The 18,495-nt window shown below is 41.1% G+C and carries 20 protein-coding genes and 1 pseudogene; 6 read left to right on the top strand and 15 right to left on the bottom strand.

Annotation, left to right across the window (positions count from 1 at the left end):
• Window positions 1-95 precede the first annotated feature (95 nt).
• From J4E06_RS07855 to J4E06_RS07845, 3 genes and pseudogenes are all read left to right on the top strand, one after another.
• Window positions 96-505 (top strand): annotated as a pseudogene (locus tag J4E06_RS07855) (four helix bundle protein).
• A 49-nt stretch (window positions 506-554) separates the two neighbouring features.
• Window positions 555-1,208, top strand: a complete 654-nt coding sequence (locus J4E06_RS07850; RefSeq protein ID WP_349523481.1) for a CoA transferase subunit B — start codon at window positions 555-557, stop codon at window positions 1,206-1,208.
• A 321-nt stretch (window positions 1,209-1,529) separates the two neighbouring features.
• Complete coding sequence (locus J4E06_RS07845) at window positions 1,530-2,048, top strand: GNAT family N-acetyltransferase (protein ID WP_349523480.1); 519 nt, start codon at window positions 1,530-1,532, stop codon at window positions 2,046-2,048.
• On the opposite strand, the gene J4E06_RS07840 is transcribed toward J4E06_RS07845, so the two are convergent.
• Window positions 2,034-2,354, bottom strand: coding sequence for a hypothetical protein (locus J4E06_RS07840; RefSeq protein WP_349523479.1), 321 nt, complete (start codon window positions 2,352-2,354; stop codon window positions 2,034-2,036). The two genes, J4E06_RS07845 and J4E06_RS07840, sit on opposite strands and share 15 nt — an antisense overlap.
• A gap of 140 nt (window positions 2,355-2,494) precedes the next feature.
• On the opposite strand from J4E06_RS07840, the gene J4E06_RS07835 reads away from it, so the two are divergent.
• A complete protein-coding gene (locus J4E06_RS07835; RefSeq protein ID WP_349523478.1) occupies window positions 2,495-3,199 on the top strand; it encodes a helix-turn-helix domain-containing protein in 705 nt (234 codons plus the stop codon).
• Here J4E06_RS07835 and J4E06_RS07830 read toward each other — a convergent pair.
• From J4E06_RS07830 to J4E06_RS07815, 4 genes are all read right to left on the bottom strand, one after another.
• Window positions 3,174-3,662, bottom strand: a complete 489-nt coding sequence (locus tag J4E06_RS07830) for a very short patch repair endonuclease (protein ID WP_349523477.1) — start codon at window positions 3,660-3,662, stop codon at window positions 3,174-3,176. The two genes, J4E06_RS07835 and J4E06_RS07830, sit on opposite strands and share 26 nt — an antisense overlap.
• Window positions 3,663-3,872: 210 nt before the next feature.
• Window positions 3,873-6,068 carry a S8 family serine peptidase gene (locus tag J4E06_RS07825; protein WP_349523476.1) on the bottom strand — a complete coding sequence of 732 codons (2,196 nt, stop codon included), beginning with the start codon at window positions 6,066-6,068 and terminating at the stop codon, window positions 3,873-3,875.
• 121 nt (window positions 6,069-6,189) lie between these two features.
• Window positions 6,190-6,276 (bottom strand): hypothetical protein, encoded by an 87-nt coding sequence (locus tag J4E06_RS07820; protein ID WP_349523635.1) that lies wholly within the window; start codon window positions 6,274-6,276, stop codon window positions 6,190-6,192.
• A gap of 123 nt (window positions 6,277-6,399) precedes the next feature.
• Window positions 6,400-6,615, bottom strand: a complete 216-nt coding sequence (locus J4E06_RS07815; RefSeq protein WP_349523475.1) for a hypothetical protein — start codon at window positions 6,613-6,615, stop codon at window positions 6,400-6,402.
• Between the two features lie 193 nt (window positions 6,616-6,808).
• On the opposite strand from J4E06_RS07815, the gene hflX reads away from it, so the two are divergent.
• The gene (gene hflX / locus J4E06_RS07810) at window positions 6,809-8,020 is read left to right on the top strand and encodes a GTPase HflX (protein WP_349523474.1); all 1,212 of its coding nucleotides are present in this window, start codon (window positions 6,809-6,811) and stop codon (window positions 8,018-8,020) included.
• A 265-nt stretch (window positions 8,021-8,285) separates the two neighbouring features.
• On the opposite strand, the gene J4E06_RS07805 is transcribed toward hflX, so the two are convergent.
• The 9 genes from J4E06_RS07805 to J4E06_RS07765 all read right to left on the bottom strand — a co-directional run bounded on the left by J4E06_RS07805 (window position 8,286) and on the right by J4E06_RS07765 (window position 16,562).
• Window positions 8,286-9,218: a DUF3078 domain-containing protein gene (locus tag J4E06_RS07805; RefSeq protein ID WP_349523473.1), complete on the bottom strand. Its 933-nt coding sequence runs from the start codon at window positions 9,216-9,218 to the stop codon at window positions 8,286-8,288.
• A gap of 209 nt (window positions 9,219-9,427) precedes the next feature.
• Window positions 9,428-9,937 (bottom strand): DUF2480 family protein, encoded by a 510-nt coding sequence (locus J4E06_RS07800; RefSeq protein ID WP_349523472.1) that lies wholly within the window; start codon window positions 9,935-9,937, stop codon window positions 9,428-9,430.
• Between the two features lie 260 nt (window positions 9,938-10,197).
• Window positions 10,198-10,527 carry an iron-sulfur cluster assembly protein gene (locus J4E06_RS07795; RefSeq protein WP_100816841.1) on the bottom strand — a complete coding sequence of 110 codons (330 nt, stop codon included), beginning with the start codon at window positions 10,525-10,527 and terminating at the stop codon, window positions 10,198-10,200.
• A gap of 198 nt (window positions 10,528-10,725) precedes the next feature.
• Entirely contained in the window at window positions 10,726-11,148 is a 423-nt protein-coding gene (locus tag J4E06_RS07790) for a SufE family protein (protein WP_349523471.1), read from the bottom strand.
• A 72-nt stretch (window positions 11,149-11,220) separates the two neighbouring features.
• Complete coding sequence (locus tag J4E06_RS07785) at window positions 11,221-12,447, bottom strand: aminotransferase class V-fold PLP-dependent enzyme (RefSeq protein ID WP_349523470.1); 1,227 nt, start codon at window positions 12,445-12,447, stop codon at window positions 11,221-11,223.
• Window positions 12,448-12,474: 27 nt separating this feature from the next.
• The gene (gene sufD, locus J4E06_RS07780) at window positions 12,475-13,791 is read right to left on the bottom strand and encodes a Fe-S cluster assembly protein SufD (RefSeq protein WP_349523469.1); all 1,317 of its coding nucleotides are present in this window, start codon (window positions 13,789-13,791) and stop codon (window positions 12,475-12,477) included.
• 116 nt (window positions 13,792-13,907) lie between these two features.
• Window positions 13,908-14,660, bottom strand: coding sequence for a Fe-S cluster assembly ATPase SufC (gene sufC / locus J4E06_RS07775; protein ID WP_349523468.1), 753 nt, complete (start codon window positions 14,658-14,660; stop codon window positions 13,908-13,910).
• Between the two features lie 87 nt (window positions 14,661-14,747).
• Window positions 14,748-16,193 carry a Fe-S cluster assembly protein SufB gene (sufB, locus tag J4E06_RS07770; RefSeq protein ID WP_349523467.1) on the bottom strand — a complete coding sequence of 482 codons (1,446 nt, stop codon included), beginning with the start codon at window positions 16,191-16,193 and terminating at the stop codon, window positions 14,748-14,750.
• Between the two features lie 39 nt (window positions 16,194-16,232).
• Window positions 16,233-16,562: a HesB/IscA family protein gene (locus J4E06_RS07765; protein ID WP_349523466.1), complete on the bottom strand. Its 330-nt coding sequence runs from the start codon at window positions 16,560-16,562 to the stop codon at window positions 16,233-16,235.
• 247 nt (window positions 16,563-16,809) lie between these two features.
• Here J4E06_RS07765 and thiL point away from each other — a divergent pair, with 247 nt between their 5' ends.
• Window positions 16,810-17,862 carry a thiamine-phosphate kinase gene (gene thiL, locus J4E06_RS07760; RefSeq protein ID WP_349523465.1) on the top strand — a complete coding sequence of 351 codons (1,053 nt, stop codon included), beginning with the start codon at window positions 16,810-16,812 and terminating at the stop codon, window positions 17,860-17,862.
• Between the two features lie 291 nt (window positions 17,863-18,153).
• Here the strand turns inward: thiL and J4E06_RS07755 are convergent, their stop codons facing one another.
• A complete protein-coding gene (locus tag J4E06_RS07755; protein ID WP_127136140.1) occupies window positions 18,154-18,408 on the bottom strand; it encodes a DUF1660 family phage protein in 255 nt (84 codons plus the stop codon).
• Window positions 18,409-18,495: the final 87 nt, after the last annotated feature.

The raw sequence follows: 18,495 nt of genomic DNA, 5'->3' as shown, positions 1-18,495 counted from the left end.
GAGAACCAGAATTTCAAGCCCAAAAACGATTCTCGATACAAAATTCCTCTGGAATTTCACTCGAATTGACGTTTTTGGTACAAGAAACCTTCAAAATGCACAACAAGTTTGAATTAATTGTAGTCTATACGAAAAACAACATGATAATTTTTAGTGAAAAGTATAGTGACAACACTATTTTGGTAAAATCCTTTGAATTTGCCAAAAACATTGTTGAGTATGGTGAAAAACTTGAAAGTATTCGAAAGTTCGTAGTAGCAAACCAAGTTTTAAAGTCAGGCACATCCATAGGGGCAAATATTAAGGATGCCCAAAATGCGGAGAGTAAGGCTGATTTGTGCATAAGATGAAAATTGCTAAGAAGGAAGCTGAAGAAACTGAGTTTTGGCTTTTCTTGTGCAACGAACTGAAAAATTATCCAAATGCTGAAAAGTTATTGACGGAATTGTTTAACATCATCAAAATTTTGAACAAAATAATTTCGACCTCAATAAGAAATATATAACTAGAAGTAATTGGCATATTGTCCAATTACTCAATTGACACATTAATATATGTTAGATAAAAACGGAATAGCAAAACGCATCGCAAAAGAGGTCAAGGACGGATATTATGTTAATCTGGGTATTGGGATACCTACCTTGGTGGCCAATTTTGTACGGGACGATATCAGTGTGGAGTTCCAGAGCGAGAACGGAGTATTGGGCATGGGGCCTTTTCCTTTTGAAGGGGAGGAGGATGCCGACATTATAAATGCAGGAAAGCAGACCATTACCACATTGCCAGGGGCCTCATTTTTTGATTCTGCAATGAGTTTTGGAATGATTAGGGGTCAACACGTGGACCTGACCATATTGGGGGCAATGGAGGTTGCCGAAAATGGGGATATCGCCAATTGGAAGATACCTGGAAAGATGGTAAAAGGCATGGGAGGCGCCATGGACTTGGTAGCCTCCGCAGAAAATATTATTGTGGCGATGATGCATACCAACCGGGCTGGAAAATCAAAATTGTTAAAGCGATGTACTTTGCCTTTGACAGGCGTGGGTTGCGTAACCAAAATAGTGACCAACCTTGCTGTATTGGAGGTTACGGAAGAGGGCTTTAAATTGTTGGAAAGAGCACCAGGTGTTTCCGTAGAAGAGATAAAGAGCGCTACGGAAGGAAGGCTGGTTGTGGAAGGCGAGATTCCCGAAATGAATATTTAATAAATATCCTTGGCATTTTTACAACATATTAAGGCTATTACACAACAATAGTTTTAAATTACCGTTCATCGAGTATATATTTGGTTATATCGAAATTTTTACCCAAATTAACACCACAAACCGAATAAACCATGGCACTAAAATCAAACACCACGATGGAAGAAAATGTTCAAGTTTACAGAAACGATTTTTTCACAGGTTTTATGCTTTTGATCAAGAAGCTTTTTATGCTATAGATCAATAGTTTCCCCCTGAAAAATATGGAGCCAACATTTTGTTAGGCTCTTTTTTTTGCGATAATTTTAAGCAAAACCTATTTTGATGCCCCTTTACCTTCGGGAATGTGATAATGCTGATTTGGAAACCTTGGTCAAAATATCCAAGAGTACCTTTGCCGCTGCTTTTGAAAAGGACAATGACCCAGAGGATTTTCAATCGTATATCGAGGAAGCTTTCCATCCAAATAAATTGTCAGAAGAACTTGCCAATGAAAATTGTCTTTTCCATTTTGTCTATGATGATGAAGCTCTGATAGGATATTTCAAGCTAAATATTGAAGCCGCCCAAACCGATGTACACGACCCAAATGCTTTGGAAATTGAGCGTATTTATGTACTGGGAGATCATCAAGGCAAAAAGGTCGGCACGTGGATGCTACAGCAAATTATAGCAAAGGCCAGAGACTTAGGGAAGGAATATATTTGGTTGGGGGTATGGGAACACAACCCCAAAGCCATCAGTTTTTATCAAAGGCATGGCTTCATCAAGTTCGGCGAACATCCTTACTATATTGGGACGGATAAACAAACCGATTGGCTATTGCGGCTAGAGCTTAAGTAGATTATCCAAATACATAATATCACCTTCAGCTTGCAGCTTGTAGGCAAAGGAGTTTTCAAAAGCGGCATGGATCAATAAAGAGATGGCCTTGGCGTTTAATTTGGTCAAACTATTGGTGCGGTAGACTACATCTCTGATCGTGGAAAAACTTACATTGCTCTGTATGGCGATATTGGCAAAATCGTTTTTGGAGGTGTTTCTTCGCAGTACTTCGGATAGCGTTTCATTGATCGGCTTTCCATAATCTTCCTCTTTAAAGATTATTTCTTTTTTTATGATTGGCCCGAGGCCTTTAATAGAACCCATATATAACTTTGGTTTAAATAATTATATGCCGGGGTCAAATCCTATTTTCTATATTTGACTTGTAACCCAATTACAGAAAACTAGATAAATTGCTGCGCTGAGCATGTGTTGCGTAAAAATATTACACAATATAGAAATAAATGTATATAATAAAGCAGTTAAGAAGAAAAAATAATCTCAGCCAATCACAATTGGGCGAAGAAATTGGGGTTAGTCTGCGTACCATTCAGCTCTACGAACGCAAGGATGCCAATATTCCCATTAAAAACCTCACCAAGATTGCCGAGTATTTTGGACTCACCATTGCCGAACTCTATATGCACGAGGTCAACGATATGGGAGAGGCCTACACCAAACGGCAACCGTTTACCAAGCACGGCAGTGTTTTTTACCCCTTGGAACACGGGAAGTACTTGGTAATGGCGCCATTGGTATGGGTGGAGTGGCATCAAAAATACATTGAGGGCATACAACAGGAAAATCTTAGCAATCCGTTTCAAGGAGGTTTTATTATTGATTTCTTGACCGATGAACCCCATCGCATATTTGAGGTTTCGGGGGATTCCATGGATGATGGTACGTCCGACGCCATTCCGAACAAGGCTTACGTGCTTGGATTGGAAATCAAAAAAGAATCATTGACGCGCAATAACGATACCTATTGGAATCAACCTTATGTATTGGTTTGTGCGGATAGAATAATCTGTAAACAGCTTACAGGGTACAATAGGGAAAACAAGGCGTTTTTATGCCATAATTTGAATACCTCGCCGGAATTTCAGGATTTTGAATTGCCTTTGGATGATGTGTTGCAAGTTTTCAAGATTGTGAAAAAGCAACTTTGACTTTGTCCAGATGGTCTAGTACTTCTTCCAGACATTCATCTAAGTTTTTCTTAACCTCCGTTTCCCAAAAGCGGAATACTTTGTATCCTTTTTCTTTTAAAGCTTTATTCACCTCTTCGTCCCGTTGCATGTTGCGTTCAATCTTTGGAATCCAGAAATCACGATTGGTCTTTATTTTTTCTTTGCGTTCTTCCCAATTGTAGCCGTGCCAGTACTCGCCATCAATAAATATGACGGTCTTGTACTTTTTTAGGGCGATATCAGGCTTTCCTATGAGCTTTTTGTAGTCGATACGGTAGCGGTAACCATATTGCCACAACGCCTTTCTGAAGGCAAGTTCTGGCTTGGTGTTCTTGCCCCGGATTTTTCCCATAATCTTGGAACGCTGTGGTGTAGTGTAAAAACCCGATTCTTCATTGAATCGCGGTACTTTAATGCGTTCTTTTGGGTATTGTTCGGACATAACTGGGGAAAAGTATGGAAGAAAAATACCAATCCATACAATTTTGAAATTTAAACTTTTGGAATTGATTACCTTTTAAAGGTATTAATTAAAAACTGGAAACCAATTTTCCTGCAAGACCTGTGATCATATCCAATTAAGCAATAAACTATTCTCAAAGACCAACACCATTCTGAGGTAATGAAAAATCTAATGTGAATTAAAGCCGCTCTAGTTTTTATAAAACTTTGTGCTTTTTATGCCAGCGTAATCCTGAACTACCAAAACGTACAATCCGTCTGATAGGGAGGACACGTTGATGGAGCCTTGGGTCTTCCCTTTTTTAATCACGTTTCCAGCGGTAGTCACGATAGAGAACTCGGCATCCTTTGACAACTCCGCATTCACGTTTAAATAATCAACAGTAGGGTTTGGATAAACAGATATATTCAACTCTTCGGGAATAAACATCGGAGCGTTTTCAATCAACGCTGTTTCTTCTCCGTTGAATTCAAACTGAATGGTTTCCGAAAACTCGGACAACACGCTCTCCGTACAAATGGAGCGAACACGGGCTTCGTACACTTTCCCGACTTCCAAATTGGCAATCTCAAAACTGTTTTCCCAAATCAATTCAGTGCTCCAGTTGTTCAGGTCAACACTTTTATACTGGACTTCGAACAAAGTTTCTTCAGCCTCTTTCCAGGAAATTGTAGCGTTTTTGTTGGATGAACTTTGCAAATCAATATGTGATGGGGTCTCAATGGAACAATTCGAAACCTGCGCTCCCGTAACGATCAAAGAAAAATCTTGGAGACCATTCTTCAATCCCCCTTTGTGTAAAACGGTTATGGTATAGCTACCCTTTGCATTTTCCACCTCAACGCGCTCAAAAGGATCTACTTTATTGTCCCCTTTGGTGGCGGGGTCGTTCGCCTTGGCAGGGTTCAATTTCCAAGGCAAATAAGTTTCATCACCTTTGGTGATTCTAATATCCAAATCGTTCACCAAAGCAGCTGACGTACTGTTAAGGTCTCCTCTGTTTATATTTTCTGATTCAGGGTCGGTCCAAGAAATGGAAGCCATCAAAGGTTCGTTTTCCATCGCCAATACAGTAATGGAGTAGGTTTCTCCTTCTGGCAAGGTTTCTTCATTAACCAAAGTGGTGTATTCTTTATTCTGAAGTACTTCTGCCGCAGATTTGGCATTTATTATTCCCCAGCCCATTTTATAATCCGGTCCTTTGGCATCCACATCGTCGGCAGTATGAAGCGCAAGTCCCTTTAAGGTTGATGCTTTCATGTAGCTGCCAAAAAGCTCTTCGTGATATTGCTGCAACAACAAAAGTGAACCTGTAACTCCTGGTGCTGCCATTGAAGTTCCTGCAGAAACCTGATAACTGCTATTGGTAACAGAACTTGTGGAAAGAATGTTTCCACCGTCACCGGCAAGGTCCGGTTTTACACGGCCATCATCAACAGGGCCAAAACTGCTATAACCGGTAACCGAAGCCTTTTTTAAATCTCCATTGACATCGATTTCCGTATTGGCTCCTGCTACCGTCAATCCATTTTTTGTTGTGGTAAAGCCTAACAAAAGGTCAAAACCATCAGCGGTTTTACCAAAGTTTGGTGCTTCGTTATCGTAAGATTTCTGTGCATTGCCAGCGGCAGTAACCATTAAATAGTAAGGTGCATTGTACATAATCTTGTCCCAGTCTTGGGTAACCTTTATGTAGGCTCCAAAATACCAATCGGGCACCCGGTCGGACAAAATTCCGTAGGAATGGTTGCTCAATAAAAGTCCATTGGCAGCGGCTTCTGCCACTTCAATTTTGTCGCGGCTCCAATCGTGGGACAAGGCTTGGGCTCCATAAGCAACGCCTTTCGCATTGGGCTCTACTCCCGCAGAGATAAGGTTTCCGGTCACCAAAGTGGCATGTAGACTTACCTCATCGGCATTGTCGGCGTTTTTGGCACGGCTATCGAATTCTTGGTGAGAAGATAGGGCCACACCCGAATCCCAAACACCAACTTGCATATTTGTTCCTGTAAGTCCTAAATTTAGCAGCCCCTTGTCGTATAGTGTGTGTGCTCTGGAAGTCTGTGTAGTTGGGTCATTAAGTGTAGTATAATAAAGTGGTGTGCCATCTGTACCTATATCTTTAAGGGAAATATCGGTTCCATCCGCTCTTTTCTCTGTAGTTGTAATACTTTTGGACTTAATCAACTCATCTATTCGCTTGAGCTTGGCCTGATAGTCCATTTCCATTTCTGAAATAAAAGAGGACATATTTCCTTGGCCGTAGGAAAAATTCTCTTGTTCTTTGGTATCCCTGGATTGCCCAACTATGGAACCCACGCCCAAAAGCGAAAATAAAATGGAGAAGATCGCTCCCTTAGCCGAAAAAGGAAATCTGTAGTCCATAGGAGTTTAAGTTTAGGTAAGATTTGGACTACGAATATATAAGTATATGTAGGATTCATCGATAAAATTCCTACTTTATTCGACGAAATGCACAGTATTTTACCTCTATATGTTGTGAAAATTAACTTTTTAGTTGTGTAATTATAATCCTACATATTCTATTCTTTAAAAATGCATATACTGGAAAATGATTGCTATAGCCTACCAAATATTTTTGTCTAGCAAAGGTTCTAAAAGGTTTTCCTTATATCTGCCCTTCCATTCCCTTAAGAACCATGGCGAAAATATTCCCGCTTTCAAAAAGCTTAGCGTAACCCTTTCATGATTGTTTTTATACTTTCCGAGCTGGGTCGTCATAAAGTCGCCCATAATAATCATAATCCTTGTCCTTAAGGGGTTTAGCCTTCAAAAGCAATTTGATGACCCCTTTGTTTTCCAATTTCGTCAACACGACCAAAATAGCTGGGTCGCAACTTTCCTTCAATCCAATGCTGGAAATAGCCCTCGAAATCCTATTGGCCTTATCCAAAATTTTGATTTGCTCCACCGTTTACACCCATTTAGAGTAAAATCATCATCCAACAGATAGGGGCCGTCAATGGTATCTAAAAAATTTTCGGGCTATTGTAAATCTGTTATCGTGTTTCTGCAATGGAAAATATACAATGATTGATGAATACAAAGACAAATTAAAAATAGCTTCCAAAACATTGTGTAGATTTGTATTCTAAATCCTTTGAATGCTAGAAAAGAAGTCAATAGAATATGAAAAGGCGGTACTCATTGGTGTAATGAATCAACACCAAGACGAAGAAAAAGTCAAGGAGTACTTGGATGAGCTTGAATTTTTGACCTATACGGCCGGTGGTGAAGTTGAAAGCCGTTTTGTTCAACGAATTGATGTGCCCAATCCTAAAACCTACATCGGTAGTGGGAAAATGGAAGAGGTACGCCAATTTGTAAAGGAAAATGAAATTGGTTCTGTTATTTTTGATGATGAACTGTCGCCTGCCCAACAAAACAATATTGAAAAAATACTGCGCTGTAAAGTACTCGATAGAACGAGTCTGATTTTGGACATTTTTGCCCAAAGGGCGAAGACCAGTTATGCCAGAACACAGGTGGAGTTGGCGCAATACGAATATTTGTTGCCCAGATTGACGGGTTTATGGACACACTTGGAACGGCAGCGTGGAGGTATTGGAATGCGCGGTCCCGGTGAAACGGAAATTGAGACGGATAGACGTATTGTTCGTGATCGTATTGCATTGCTCAAAAAGAAGCTTGCAAAGATAGACCGCCAAATGGAGACTCAAAGAGGTAACCGGGGTTCGTTGGTGCGGGTTGCTTTGGTAGGGTACACCAATGTGGGCAAGTCCACTTTAATGAACGTAATCAGCAAAAGTGATGTGTTTGCCGAAAACAAACTCTTTGCCACATTGGACACTACAGTTCGTAAAGTGGTACTGGGGAACCTTCCTTTTTTGTTGAGTGATACGGTAGGATTCATCAGAAAGCTGCCCACCCAATTAGTGGAGAGTTTTAAAAGTACCTTGGACGAGGTTCGCGAAGCCGACCTTTTGCTCCACGTCGTAGATATTTCCCATCCCAATTTTGAAGAGCACATTGATTCGGTGAATCAAATTTTGGATGAAATAGACAGTTCGGATAAGACCTGTATTATGGTATTCAATAAAATAGACCAATACACTCCCGAAACCATTGATGAAGATGATTTGGTTACCGAACGTACCACAGCCCATTTTACATTGGAGGAATGGAAAAAAACCTATTTCAACAAGCTTGGTGACAAGGCGTTGTTTATCTCTGCCTTGAACAAGGAAAATATGGATGAATTCCGAAAAAGAGTCTATGATGCGGTTCGGGATATCCATGTAACCCGTTTCCCGTACAACAATTTTTTGTATCCGGAACATTTGGATGAGTACTAGGTCCAATTATTTAAGGGCAAACTTTCTCGATGAACGGTAAACCACCGATCGGTTCACAACAATTTTTGACCTGTTCACAACAAAAGTTTAGGTAGTGACCACGTAAAACATACTTTCACATTGTTTTTAAGTCATTTTAGTGTCACGCACAGATCTTACGGATCTTAACCTACTTAGACCATGGTCTTAAAAACTTGAAAAACATTTTTCACCCCACAAAAAAGCCTCCAATTGGAGGCTTTTTTTGATTGTATAACTACCCGTATTAAAACTTATAGCTCAGTCCCAAGGTCCAATAGGTCTGTAGTTCATTATCTATGGAATCAAATGTAGCGCCAGGATTTGGAGTGGGAGCGTTGTTTACAATATAATTAAGCGTTTCCTGCTTATTGTTTCTCAAACCAAAATCAAATCCAACCCCGATCATTTTCCATAACGTGTAACTAAAGGAGTTGGTCCAAGTCCAGTTGCTCAGATTGCTGCTCTTATAACTTTGGAATATGGATAGATTGCTTTTAAAGTTAATAGCCCCGATTTCCTTTGTATAATCTGCTACTATTTTAGCACCTGTCGAAGATTCAAAAATAGTATCATCGCTACTGAAAACAAAGTTATAGTTGAGCGGATGCATCACAACGATCAAGTCTGGGATGGGCGTCCAGGTGGCACCGATACCAAGGTCAAGATAACCGGGATCATTAAAGTTGCTCATTATAGTGGTTCTGTATTCTGCCAAAGCAGAAATAGCAAATTTTTCACTCAATTTTCTTCCATAAAGCGATGAAATATTAAATACGTCCGTTGCCTCTCTAAAGCCATCATCATCCGTCGGGTCATCCTTATCGTCCAACTTTACCCAGGAAAGGTTGAGGTTAGCAGAGTTTCGCCAAAAAAACTTTTCTTGCTGTAGGTTGGCAAAAGCGTTTAAAACAAATCCAATATTGCCCGAGGAGTTGTTCGGGATTCCCTGAGCAAACCAATTGTTGAATTCTGAAATGCTGCCGCCAATAGTTCCGAAAGCACCAATTTTCCAACCGGGCAGGGCATCAATTTTCGCCTGTAGATCGTCCACTCTTTTTTGAATGGCTTTGATGGAATCTTTTTTAGGGGTAATCTGGGCTTTGAGTTCTTCCTTGGTCTGAGCATTGGCTGAAACCATGAAAAGGAAGCCCATGGCTACTAAAAGTAGTTTTTTCATAGTATGGAGTTTAATGTTTAGATGGCTAAAATAAGAAATATAGTGCCTTTTTCATTTAACGGAACACAATAAACAATGTACAATGAACAGTTGGCAGTGAGCAGTTGACAATTTACAATAACTGCGTATTTTCACCCTTAACCGATAATGGATTTTTTGCTCCACTCAGAGTAACAGGGAACGGGCATCAAACATCAGAGGAGTAAAAACTACTTTTTCCTTTTAAACAAGGGCACTGAAGAACAGGCTTCGCCGTACATGACGCTTTTGGCCACTTCTTGAATTTTGGTGACAGCCATAAGGTAGGCGTTTTCTGGAACAGGTTTATTGGAACACCCTTTTATGATTACGGGTTTATCTGTAAATTCAGTAACATCCAATTGGTCCAATACAGTTTGATAGAGTGCGGTTTCCAGGTTTTCCAAGCTTCCTTGAATCACCTTTTTGGCATAAGGCTGGAGTTTGGACGCAATCAGCATAAAGGCCCAACCCGGTACAATGGCATCCGAGGAACATTGCAAAGCTACATAAGCATCTTGGTAGTTAGACCAATCGTGTTCTTCCACATGTGCACGAAACTCCTTTTCACGTAAAATAAAGCCTTCATACAACCAATCTTTAATGTCCAATACCTTTCGCTCTCCTTTGGGATAATAATCCTCCAGGTTGAAGGTAATCAACTTGCTTTGGGCTACTCTATTTATGATTTCCTTTTCCATAATATTCAGAAGTCTGAGGTCATATATATTTTTGTTCCAAGTGCTTGACCAAGTCAAGATTGCTACTACCAAAATAAGAATATTCATTTATGGATTCCTGCTTTCGCAGGAATGACAAAATTCTTGATAAAATACGTTTAGAGTGTCATTCCGCAAGGATGCTGAGCGTAGTCGAAGCACAATGCGGAATCCATATTTAACTACAGAGATTCAGAAACCTGCCTTTGCCGGAAGCCAGGCAAGTTCAGAACGACCGATTTTTACAAGAGGCCTAGTTCCAATTTCGCCTCTTCGCTCATCAGTTCTTGGGTCCAAGGGGGATCAAAAGTGATTTCCACCTCCACATCCTTCAACACATCAATGGATTTTACCTTTTCTTCAACCTCAACGGGCAGGGTTTCGGCCACGGGACAGTTGGGCGAGGTAAGGGTCATCAAGATCTTTACTTCGTATTCCTCGTTCACGAACACATCGTAGATCAAGCCCAGTTCATATATATCCACAGGAATCTCCGGATCGTATATGGTTTTAAGAACCTTTACGATTTTTTCGCCCAGTTCTTGTGTATCTATTGTGGTTTCTTCGCTCATCTTATGCTATTTTAAAATGGGTTCCGTAAAATTTAATCAACAAAAAAGCCGATTATTAAACAGAGGGTTGTTAATGTCAGGTCGAGTCTTTCGACTCCGCTCAAGATAAACTTAAGTCGATACCTTATTGAAATTCTGAATTTTAACTACCTCTCGACTGCGCTCGAGGTGACAGGTTCCGTTTTTGTGGAACCAAAATTATTTTAACTGTGTTTGATAGGCAACTGCATATAATTTCAATTGCTTGATCATACTTACCAATCCGTTTGCACGAGTTGGTGATAAATGCTCCTTAAGTCCAATTTCATCAATAAACTCAACATCGGCATCAATGATATCCTGTGGTTTTTGGTTGCTGAACGCCCTAACCAATATGGCAATGATACCTTTGGTGATAATGGCGTCACTATCCGCAGTAAAAACCAATTTGTCTTCATCCAATTCGGCATGTACCCAAACCTTGCTTTGACAACCTTTGATCAAGTTATCATCCGTCTTGTACTGTTCCTCTATCAATGGAAGGGCCTTTCCGAGTTCAATCATATATTCGTAACGCTGCATCCAGTCGTCGAACATGGAGAACTCGTCTATTATCTCTTCCTGTATCTCTTTTATGGTCATGCTGTGGTTTTGTTCAAAAATACAACTCGGTGGGCTGCAATTCAAGTCTTTAAGATAAAGATAACTGTTGGGCTACAGCAACATATTTCTGGCCCGTTTTACGCCTTCGACCAACTTGTCCACTTCTTCCTTGGTATTGTAAAAGCTAAAACTGGCCCTAACTGTGCCCGGAATCTTATAAAAATCCATAATAGGTTGTGCGCAATGGTGCCCTGTACGGACGGCGATGCCCAATTTATCCACAATGGAACCAATATCGTAGGGGTGGACTCCTTCTATATTAAAGGATATCACCGAAGTTTTGTTTACTGCAGTTCCATAGATTTTCAATCCATCGATGGTGAGCAATTGTTCGGTGGCATATTCGACCAACTCCTCTTCGTATTGGGTGATGGCATCAAAACCTATGCTGTTCATATAATCCAAAGCAGCACCAAAGGCTATTCCTCCGCAGATGTTCGGAGTCCCGGCTTCAAACTTATGGGGCAGGTCGGCGTAGGTGGTCTTTTCAAACGTAACCTCGGCAATCATTTCGCCTCCTCCTTGGTAGGGGGGTAATTTTTTGAGCCACTCCTCTTTGCCATACAACATCCCAACTCCAGTTGGCCCACACATTTTATGAGCGGAAACGGTATAAAAATCTACGCCCAAAGCTTGCAGGTCGGCTTTGATATGTGCCGCTGCCTGTGCGCCATCCACCAGAACGGCCGCTCCCACATGGTGTGCGGCATCGATAATTTCTTTTATTGGATTGATGGTTCCCAAGGCATTGGAAACGTGGTTGCAGAATACCAATTTGGTCTTGTTGGACAGCAAATTGTGATACTCATCCATCATCAACTCGCCTTCCAGATTCATTGGAATTACTTTGAGGACTGCACCTGTTCGTTCGCACAGCATTTGCCAAGGCACAATATTGGAATGATGCTCCATAGCTGAAACCAAAATCTCATCGCCCTCTTTCAAAAATGAAGTGAATCCGTTGGCAACCAAATTGATACTGTCCGTGGTTCCCGAAGTCATAATCACCTCGTAAGGGTGGGCAATATTAAAGTGTTTTTGAATTTTTTGGCGCGCTGCTTCGTAAGCATCAGTGGCCTCTTGTGATAAGGTATGTACCCCACGGTGGATATTGGCATTATAGCCTTGGTAATAATCGACAATGGCATCAATGACCTGCTGTGGTGTCTGCGAGGTAGCGGCATTGTCCAAATATACCAAGGGCTTCCCATTGACCTCTCTTTGGAGGATGGGAAAATCCTTTCTAATGGCCTGTATGTCCAAAGTGGTCTCTATCATTATAAAGTCGAGGTAAAATAATTTAGCTTACAGGTCAAAACCCATACGAACTCCCAATTTATCGGCGATAATCTTGTTGATTCGTGCCTTAAGTTCCGGAATACGAACACTTTCCAATACGTTGTTGGCAAAGGCGTACATCAACAAAGCTTTGGCTTCTTTTTTGGGGATTCCTCTTGATCTTAGGTAAAAGAGTGCTTCTTCATCCAACTGACCAATGGTACATCCGTGCGAACATTTTACATCATCTGCAAAAATCTCCAACTGGGGTTTTGAGTTGATGGTCGATTTATCGCTCAACAAAATATTGTTGTTCTGCTGAAAGGCATCCGTTTTTTGGGCAATCTTGTCCACAACAATCTTACCGTTAAAAACCCCTGTGGAACTGTCACCAAATATTCCTTTGTAATCTTGATGGCTCTCACAATTGGGTTGTGCGTGGTGCACCAAAGTATGATGGTCCACGTGTTGTTTATCTCCCAAAATGGTAACTCCTTTCAAGGTAGAATCGATGCGCTCCCCATTTTGATAAAAATTCAGGTTGTTTCGAATCAGTTTTCCGCCTAAAGAGAAGGTATGTACCCTAACCACACTGCTATCCTTTTGAGATATATACGTATTGTCCACCAAAGAAGCGGTAGGCTCATCGTTCTGAACTTTGTAATAGTCCACAATGGCGTCCTTGCCTGCAAAAATCTCCGTTACGGAATTGGTAAAGACTTCGTTGCTGGTCAAACTTTGGTGGCGTTCTATAATTTGCACCTCAGCATTGTCCTCCGCAACGATCAGGTTACGGGGCTGTAGCATCAAAGCTGCCTCGTTGCCCGTGGCCAAATGCAGGATTTGGATAGGCTTCTTGGGCATTTTGTTCTTTGGAATGTAGATGTATGCCCCTTCTTTACAAAATGCAGTATTCAACGAGGTCAAAGACTCATCCTTGGACGCCGCTTTGTTGAAATATACTTCTATCACCTGCTGAAACATTGGCTTGCTGAACGCAGAGCTCATCAAACAGACATCCACACCATCGTGCGTTGTTTCGGATAGGTACGAGCTATAAACGCCATCCACAAAAACGATTTTGTAGGTGTCGATTTCGTGCAGGAAGTACTTTTTGACATCTTTATATTCCAATGTGGTCTCGTGCTTTGGAAAGATGCTAAAATCTACCTTTTGTAACCCTCTCAACGAGGTATATTTCCAAGCTTCGTCCTTTTTGGTGGGAAAGCCCTTTGTCTCAAAGTTCTTAATGGCATTATTGCGTTCTTCATGTACTGGATGATCTAAATCCAAGCCATCTTCAAAAGCCAAAAAAGAGGAGACTAATTTTTCCTTTAAATCCATTCGTTTTTAATTGTCATTCCTGCACTTCGTTTAACTCAGCATAAACTCCGACAGGAATCTAATTAATGATTCTTTTTCATTTGGATTCCCATTTTCATGGGAATGACAAAAACTGTTTATACCGCGGCTTCTTCTTTTAGCCAATCGTACCCCTTCTCTTCGAGTTCCAAAGCCAATTCCTTGGTTCCAGATTTTACGATTTTACCATCGTGCAATACGTGAACAAAATCGGGAACGATGTATTCCAACAATCGTTGGTAGTGGGTAATCACGATAATGGCGTTGTCCTTGCTGCGCAATTTGTTGACACCATTGGCCACGATGCGAAGTGCATCGATATCCAAACCTGAATCGGTTTCGTCCAAAATGGCCAATTTGGGTTCCATCATCGCCATTTGAAAGATTTCGTTACGCTTCTTTTCACCTCCGGAGAAACCTTCGTTCAAGGAGCGGGATAGAAATTTCCTATCGATTTCCAACATTTCGGACTTCTCACGAATCTTTTTTAGCATTTCATTGGCTGGCATATCTTCCAAACCTTGTGCTTTTCTGGATTCGTTGATGGCGGTCCTCATAAAGTTGGTTACCGAAACCCCTGGAATTTCAACAGGATATTGAAATGAAAGGAAAACACCGTTCTGCGCTCTTTCTTCCGGGGATTGCTCTTGGAGATCTTCCCCTTCCAAAAAAATACTTCCTTCACCAACTTCGAATTCTTCCTTTCCGGCAATTACTTCGGCCAAGGTACTTTTACCTGAACCGTTTGGCCCCATGATAGCGTGTACCTCCCCTGCATTCACCTTTAGGTCGATTCCCTTAAGGATTTCTTTATCGTCTACGCTTGCGTGTAAATTTTTGATTTCTAGCATTTTGTAAAATTGTATTCTTACTTAATAATTGTGATTTCTACTTCGCTCAATCACCAACTTAAATGAGGTAGCTGAGTGTAGTCGAAGCTATCCTACGGAACCTTCCAAACTGATTTCCAATAGTTTTTGTGCCTCAACAGCAAACTCCATAGGCAGCTTGTTCAATACTTCCTTGCTAAATCCATTTACAATCAATGCAATGGCCTTTTCCGTATCGATACCTCTTTGGTTACAGTAGAAAATTTGGTCCTCCCCAATTTTACTGGTGGTGGCTTCGTGTTCTATCTGTGCTGTTTTGTTCTTAACCTCAATGTAGGGAAATGTATGCGCTCCGCAATCGTTGCCCATCAACAGGGAATCACATTGTGAGAAGTTCCTGGCGTTTTCCGCCCTGCTGTTCACCTGTACCAATCCTCGGTAGCTGTTTTGCGACTTACCTGCAGATATACCTTTGGAAATAATGGTACTCTTGGTGTTTTTCCCCAAGTGAACCATTTTGGTCCCGGTATCCGCTTGCTGATAATTGTTGGTTACCGCAATGGAATAGAATTCGCCGATGGAGTAATCTCCCTTCAAGATACATGATGGATATTTCCAGGTTATCGCCGAGCCTGTTTCCACTTGCGTCCAAGAAATTTTAGCATGGTTCTCACAAAGTCCACGTTTGGTCACAAAGTTGTAAACCCCGCCTTTTCCTTCGTTGTTACCAGGGTACCAGTTCTGAACTGTAGAGTATTTTATTTCTGCATTGTCCAAAGCAATCAACTCCACAACTGCTGCGTGCAATTGGTTTTCATCACGCATTGGTGCAGTACATCCTTCCAAATAACTCACATAACTGCCTTCTTCGGCAACTACCAAGGTTCTTTCGAACTGTCCGGTTCCTGCTTGATTGATTCGGAAGTAGGTAGAAAGTTCCATCGGACATCTCACTCCTTTGGGAATGTAGCAGAAAGAACCATCAGAAAAAACTGCGGAGTTCAATGCTGCATAAAAATTGTCTTTTTTGGGCACTACGGTCCCCAGATACTTCTTCACCAATTCCGGATGTTCCTTAATGGCTTCTGAAATGGAACAGAAAATAATTCCTTTTTCAGCCAATGTCTTTTTGAAGGTTGTGGCCACCGAAACGGAGTCCATAACAATATCCACCGCGACACCTGCTAATTTTTTTTGCTCATCTACGGAGATGCCCAACTTTTTGAAGGTTTCCAATAATTCTGGATCTACTTCATCCAAGCTATCGTACTTTGGCTTTTTGTTGGGTGCAGAATAATAGGAAATATCCTGAAAGTCTGGTTTCTTGTAAGTTACGTTTGCCCACTCGGGTTCTTCCATTTCCTTCCAAGCACGAAAAGCTTCCAATCGCCACTCTGTCATCCAATCCGGTTCTTCCTTCTTTTTGGAAATGGCAATAACAATATCCTCGTTCAACCCTTTGGGAAGTGTGTCCGATTCAATATCCGTGTAGAAACCGTACTCGTACTCTTTGGTTTCCAGTTCTTTTTTTAATTCTTCCTCTGTATAAGCCATATATCTTTAAATTAGCCAATTACAGGCTTTTATTCAACTTTATAACGAAAAACTTTCTCCACATCCGCAGGTTCTCTGGGCGTTGGGATTGTTGAACACAAAACCTTTACCGTTCAAGCCTCCAGAATATTCCAATGTGGTGCCAACCAAATACAAAAAGCTTTTTTTGTCCACGATGATTCTCACATCATTATCTTCAAAAACCTTATCTGTATCTGCTGCGGAATTATCAAATGTCAACTCATAAGACAATCCGCTGCACCCACCGCTCTTTACACCAACACGCACATAAGCCGTGGTCGCATCAAAACCTTCTTCGGTCATGAGCGAAACTACTTTGTGCCTTGCTGTTTCTGAAACCTTAATCATCTTACTTGAATTTATTCTAAATAGCTTACAAATATACTGTATATGTAGGGTTTTACCATAGCAACTAACATTATTATAACGAATGATTCCATAGACATCCCTTATGGAAAAGCTGTCAATTCTGCTACAAGTCCTTTCTAGCAAGTAACGGCCTCGGTTTTATTCTCTTTTTGCCTTCTTTTGATGTGAAAAATTTTAAGTTCCGTACAACACAGGATTTTACGATTATCCTCATTATTTTTGCAAAATGCTAGAAGACAAGAATCAGGAACGTACATCTTTGGAAGAGTTAGGCGAATTTGGCCTTATCGACCATCTCACCAAAAACTTTGAACTCAATCAACCATCCTCGCTCGTTGGGGTCGGGGACGATGCTGCCGTATTGGACTACAAAGGCAAAAAAACCATTGTTTCCACCGATATGTTGGTAGAGGGTGTTCATTTTGATTTGAGCTATATGCCCCTAAAGCATTTGGGCTACAAATCGGTGATGGTAAACCTTTCCGATATCTACGCAATGAATGCCGTGGCTACCCAAGTTACAGTTTCTTTGGCCATTTCCAATAGGTTTCCTTTGGAAGCGCTCGAAGAATTTTATGAAGGTGTGGCCTTGGCCTGCAAATTGTACAATGTTGATTTGGTAGGTGGAGACACAACCTCCTCCACCAGGGGAATGATTGTTAGCGTTACTGCTCTTGGGGCAGCTGATGAAAACGAAGTTGTTTACCGAAAAGGCAGCAAGCCTAATGATTTGTTAGTAGTTACCGGTGATTTGGGCGGCGCTTATTTGGGGCTACAAGTACTGGAACGCGAAAAAGAAGTCTTTAAAGTTAACCCCAACAGTCAACCCGACCTAGAGCCTTACTCTTACATCGTGGAGCGTCAATTAAAGCCGGAGGCCCGGAAAGATATTGTGGATTTGCTCAAAAAACTGGAAGTAAAACCAACTTCTATGATAGATATCAGTGATGGGCTTTCTTCCGAAGTGATGCACCTGTGCAAGCACAGTGACATTGGCTGTAATGTTTTTGAGGAAAAAATTCCGTTGGATCCCACTGTGATTTCCGCGTCCGAAGAGTTTAAAATGGATAGCACCATGATTGCCTTGAGCGGTGGTGAGGATTATGAATTGTTGTTCACCGTCGACCAGGCAGATTTTCCAAAAATAAAAGGGAACCCGAACCTAACGGTAATTGGGCATATGACGGAGAAAAGCGAAGGTATTCATTTAATAACTCGTGCAGAGACCAAAATTCCGATTACGGCGCAGGGTTGGAATTCCTTCCATGAACCAAAATAAAGCACATTACTAGAAAATTGTTGGTTTTCAATAAACGGATTGTCATTCCTGCGAAAGCAGGAATCCATCAGACGCAGATAAATTTTTATGGTTTCCGCATCGTACTTCGACTACCCTCAGCATACGTACGGAATGACAATACGGTCTCAAAAATTTCGGAAACTGGATAAAAAAAATCCCGAAAATCAAGGGCATCCCTACATCATGGCATTGGGGCACGCAACCATTAGCAGTAGGCAATTACTTAAGTTTCCGGGATAAGATTTGGGCCTTTCCTAAAATAAAAAAGGGCTATGCTACTTGGTGCACTACCCTACTTTTTCGTTTTCTGTACATATCTTCCAATGTACTGTTGATCTCTTGCATTTGCGGAGTCAATGCGGAAAGTTTGCCGCTGACATCCGTGGTGACTTCTTTTTGGCAATGAATACATTTGTACTCTTTAATGTGTTGCGTTACTTTTTTGGAAACCGTGTAATGGTGCCCGAACAGACTGCAAAAGAAAGAAGAGAATTTGTTGCCATGTTGTGTAGTAGTTGTTTTCATAAGCTGGTGTTGTTTGGAGAAAAGCAATGATTTTACGAAATGGGGCTTCGAAAAATGCTTACATTGTTGAATAGTAATTTTTTGTTA

Origin of the sequence: Allomuricauda sp. NFXS6, assembly GCF_040148835.1 — a bacterium.
In the GTDB taxonomy this organism is placed as follows: domain Bacteria; phylum Bacteroidota; class Bacteroidia; order Flavobacteriales; family Flavobacteriaceae; genus Flagellimonas.
Note: the sequence above shows the minus strand (reverse complement) of the source record. Positions and strands in the feature narration are given on the sequence as shown.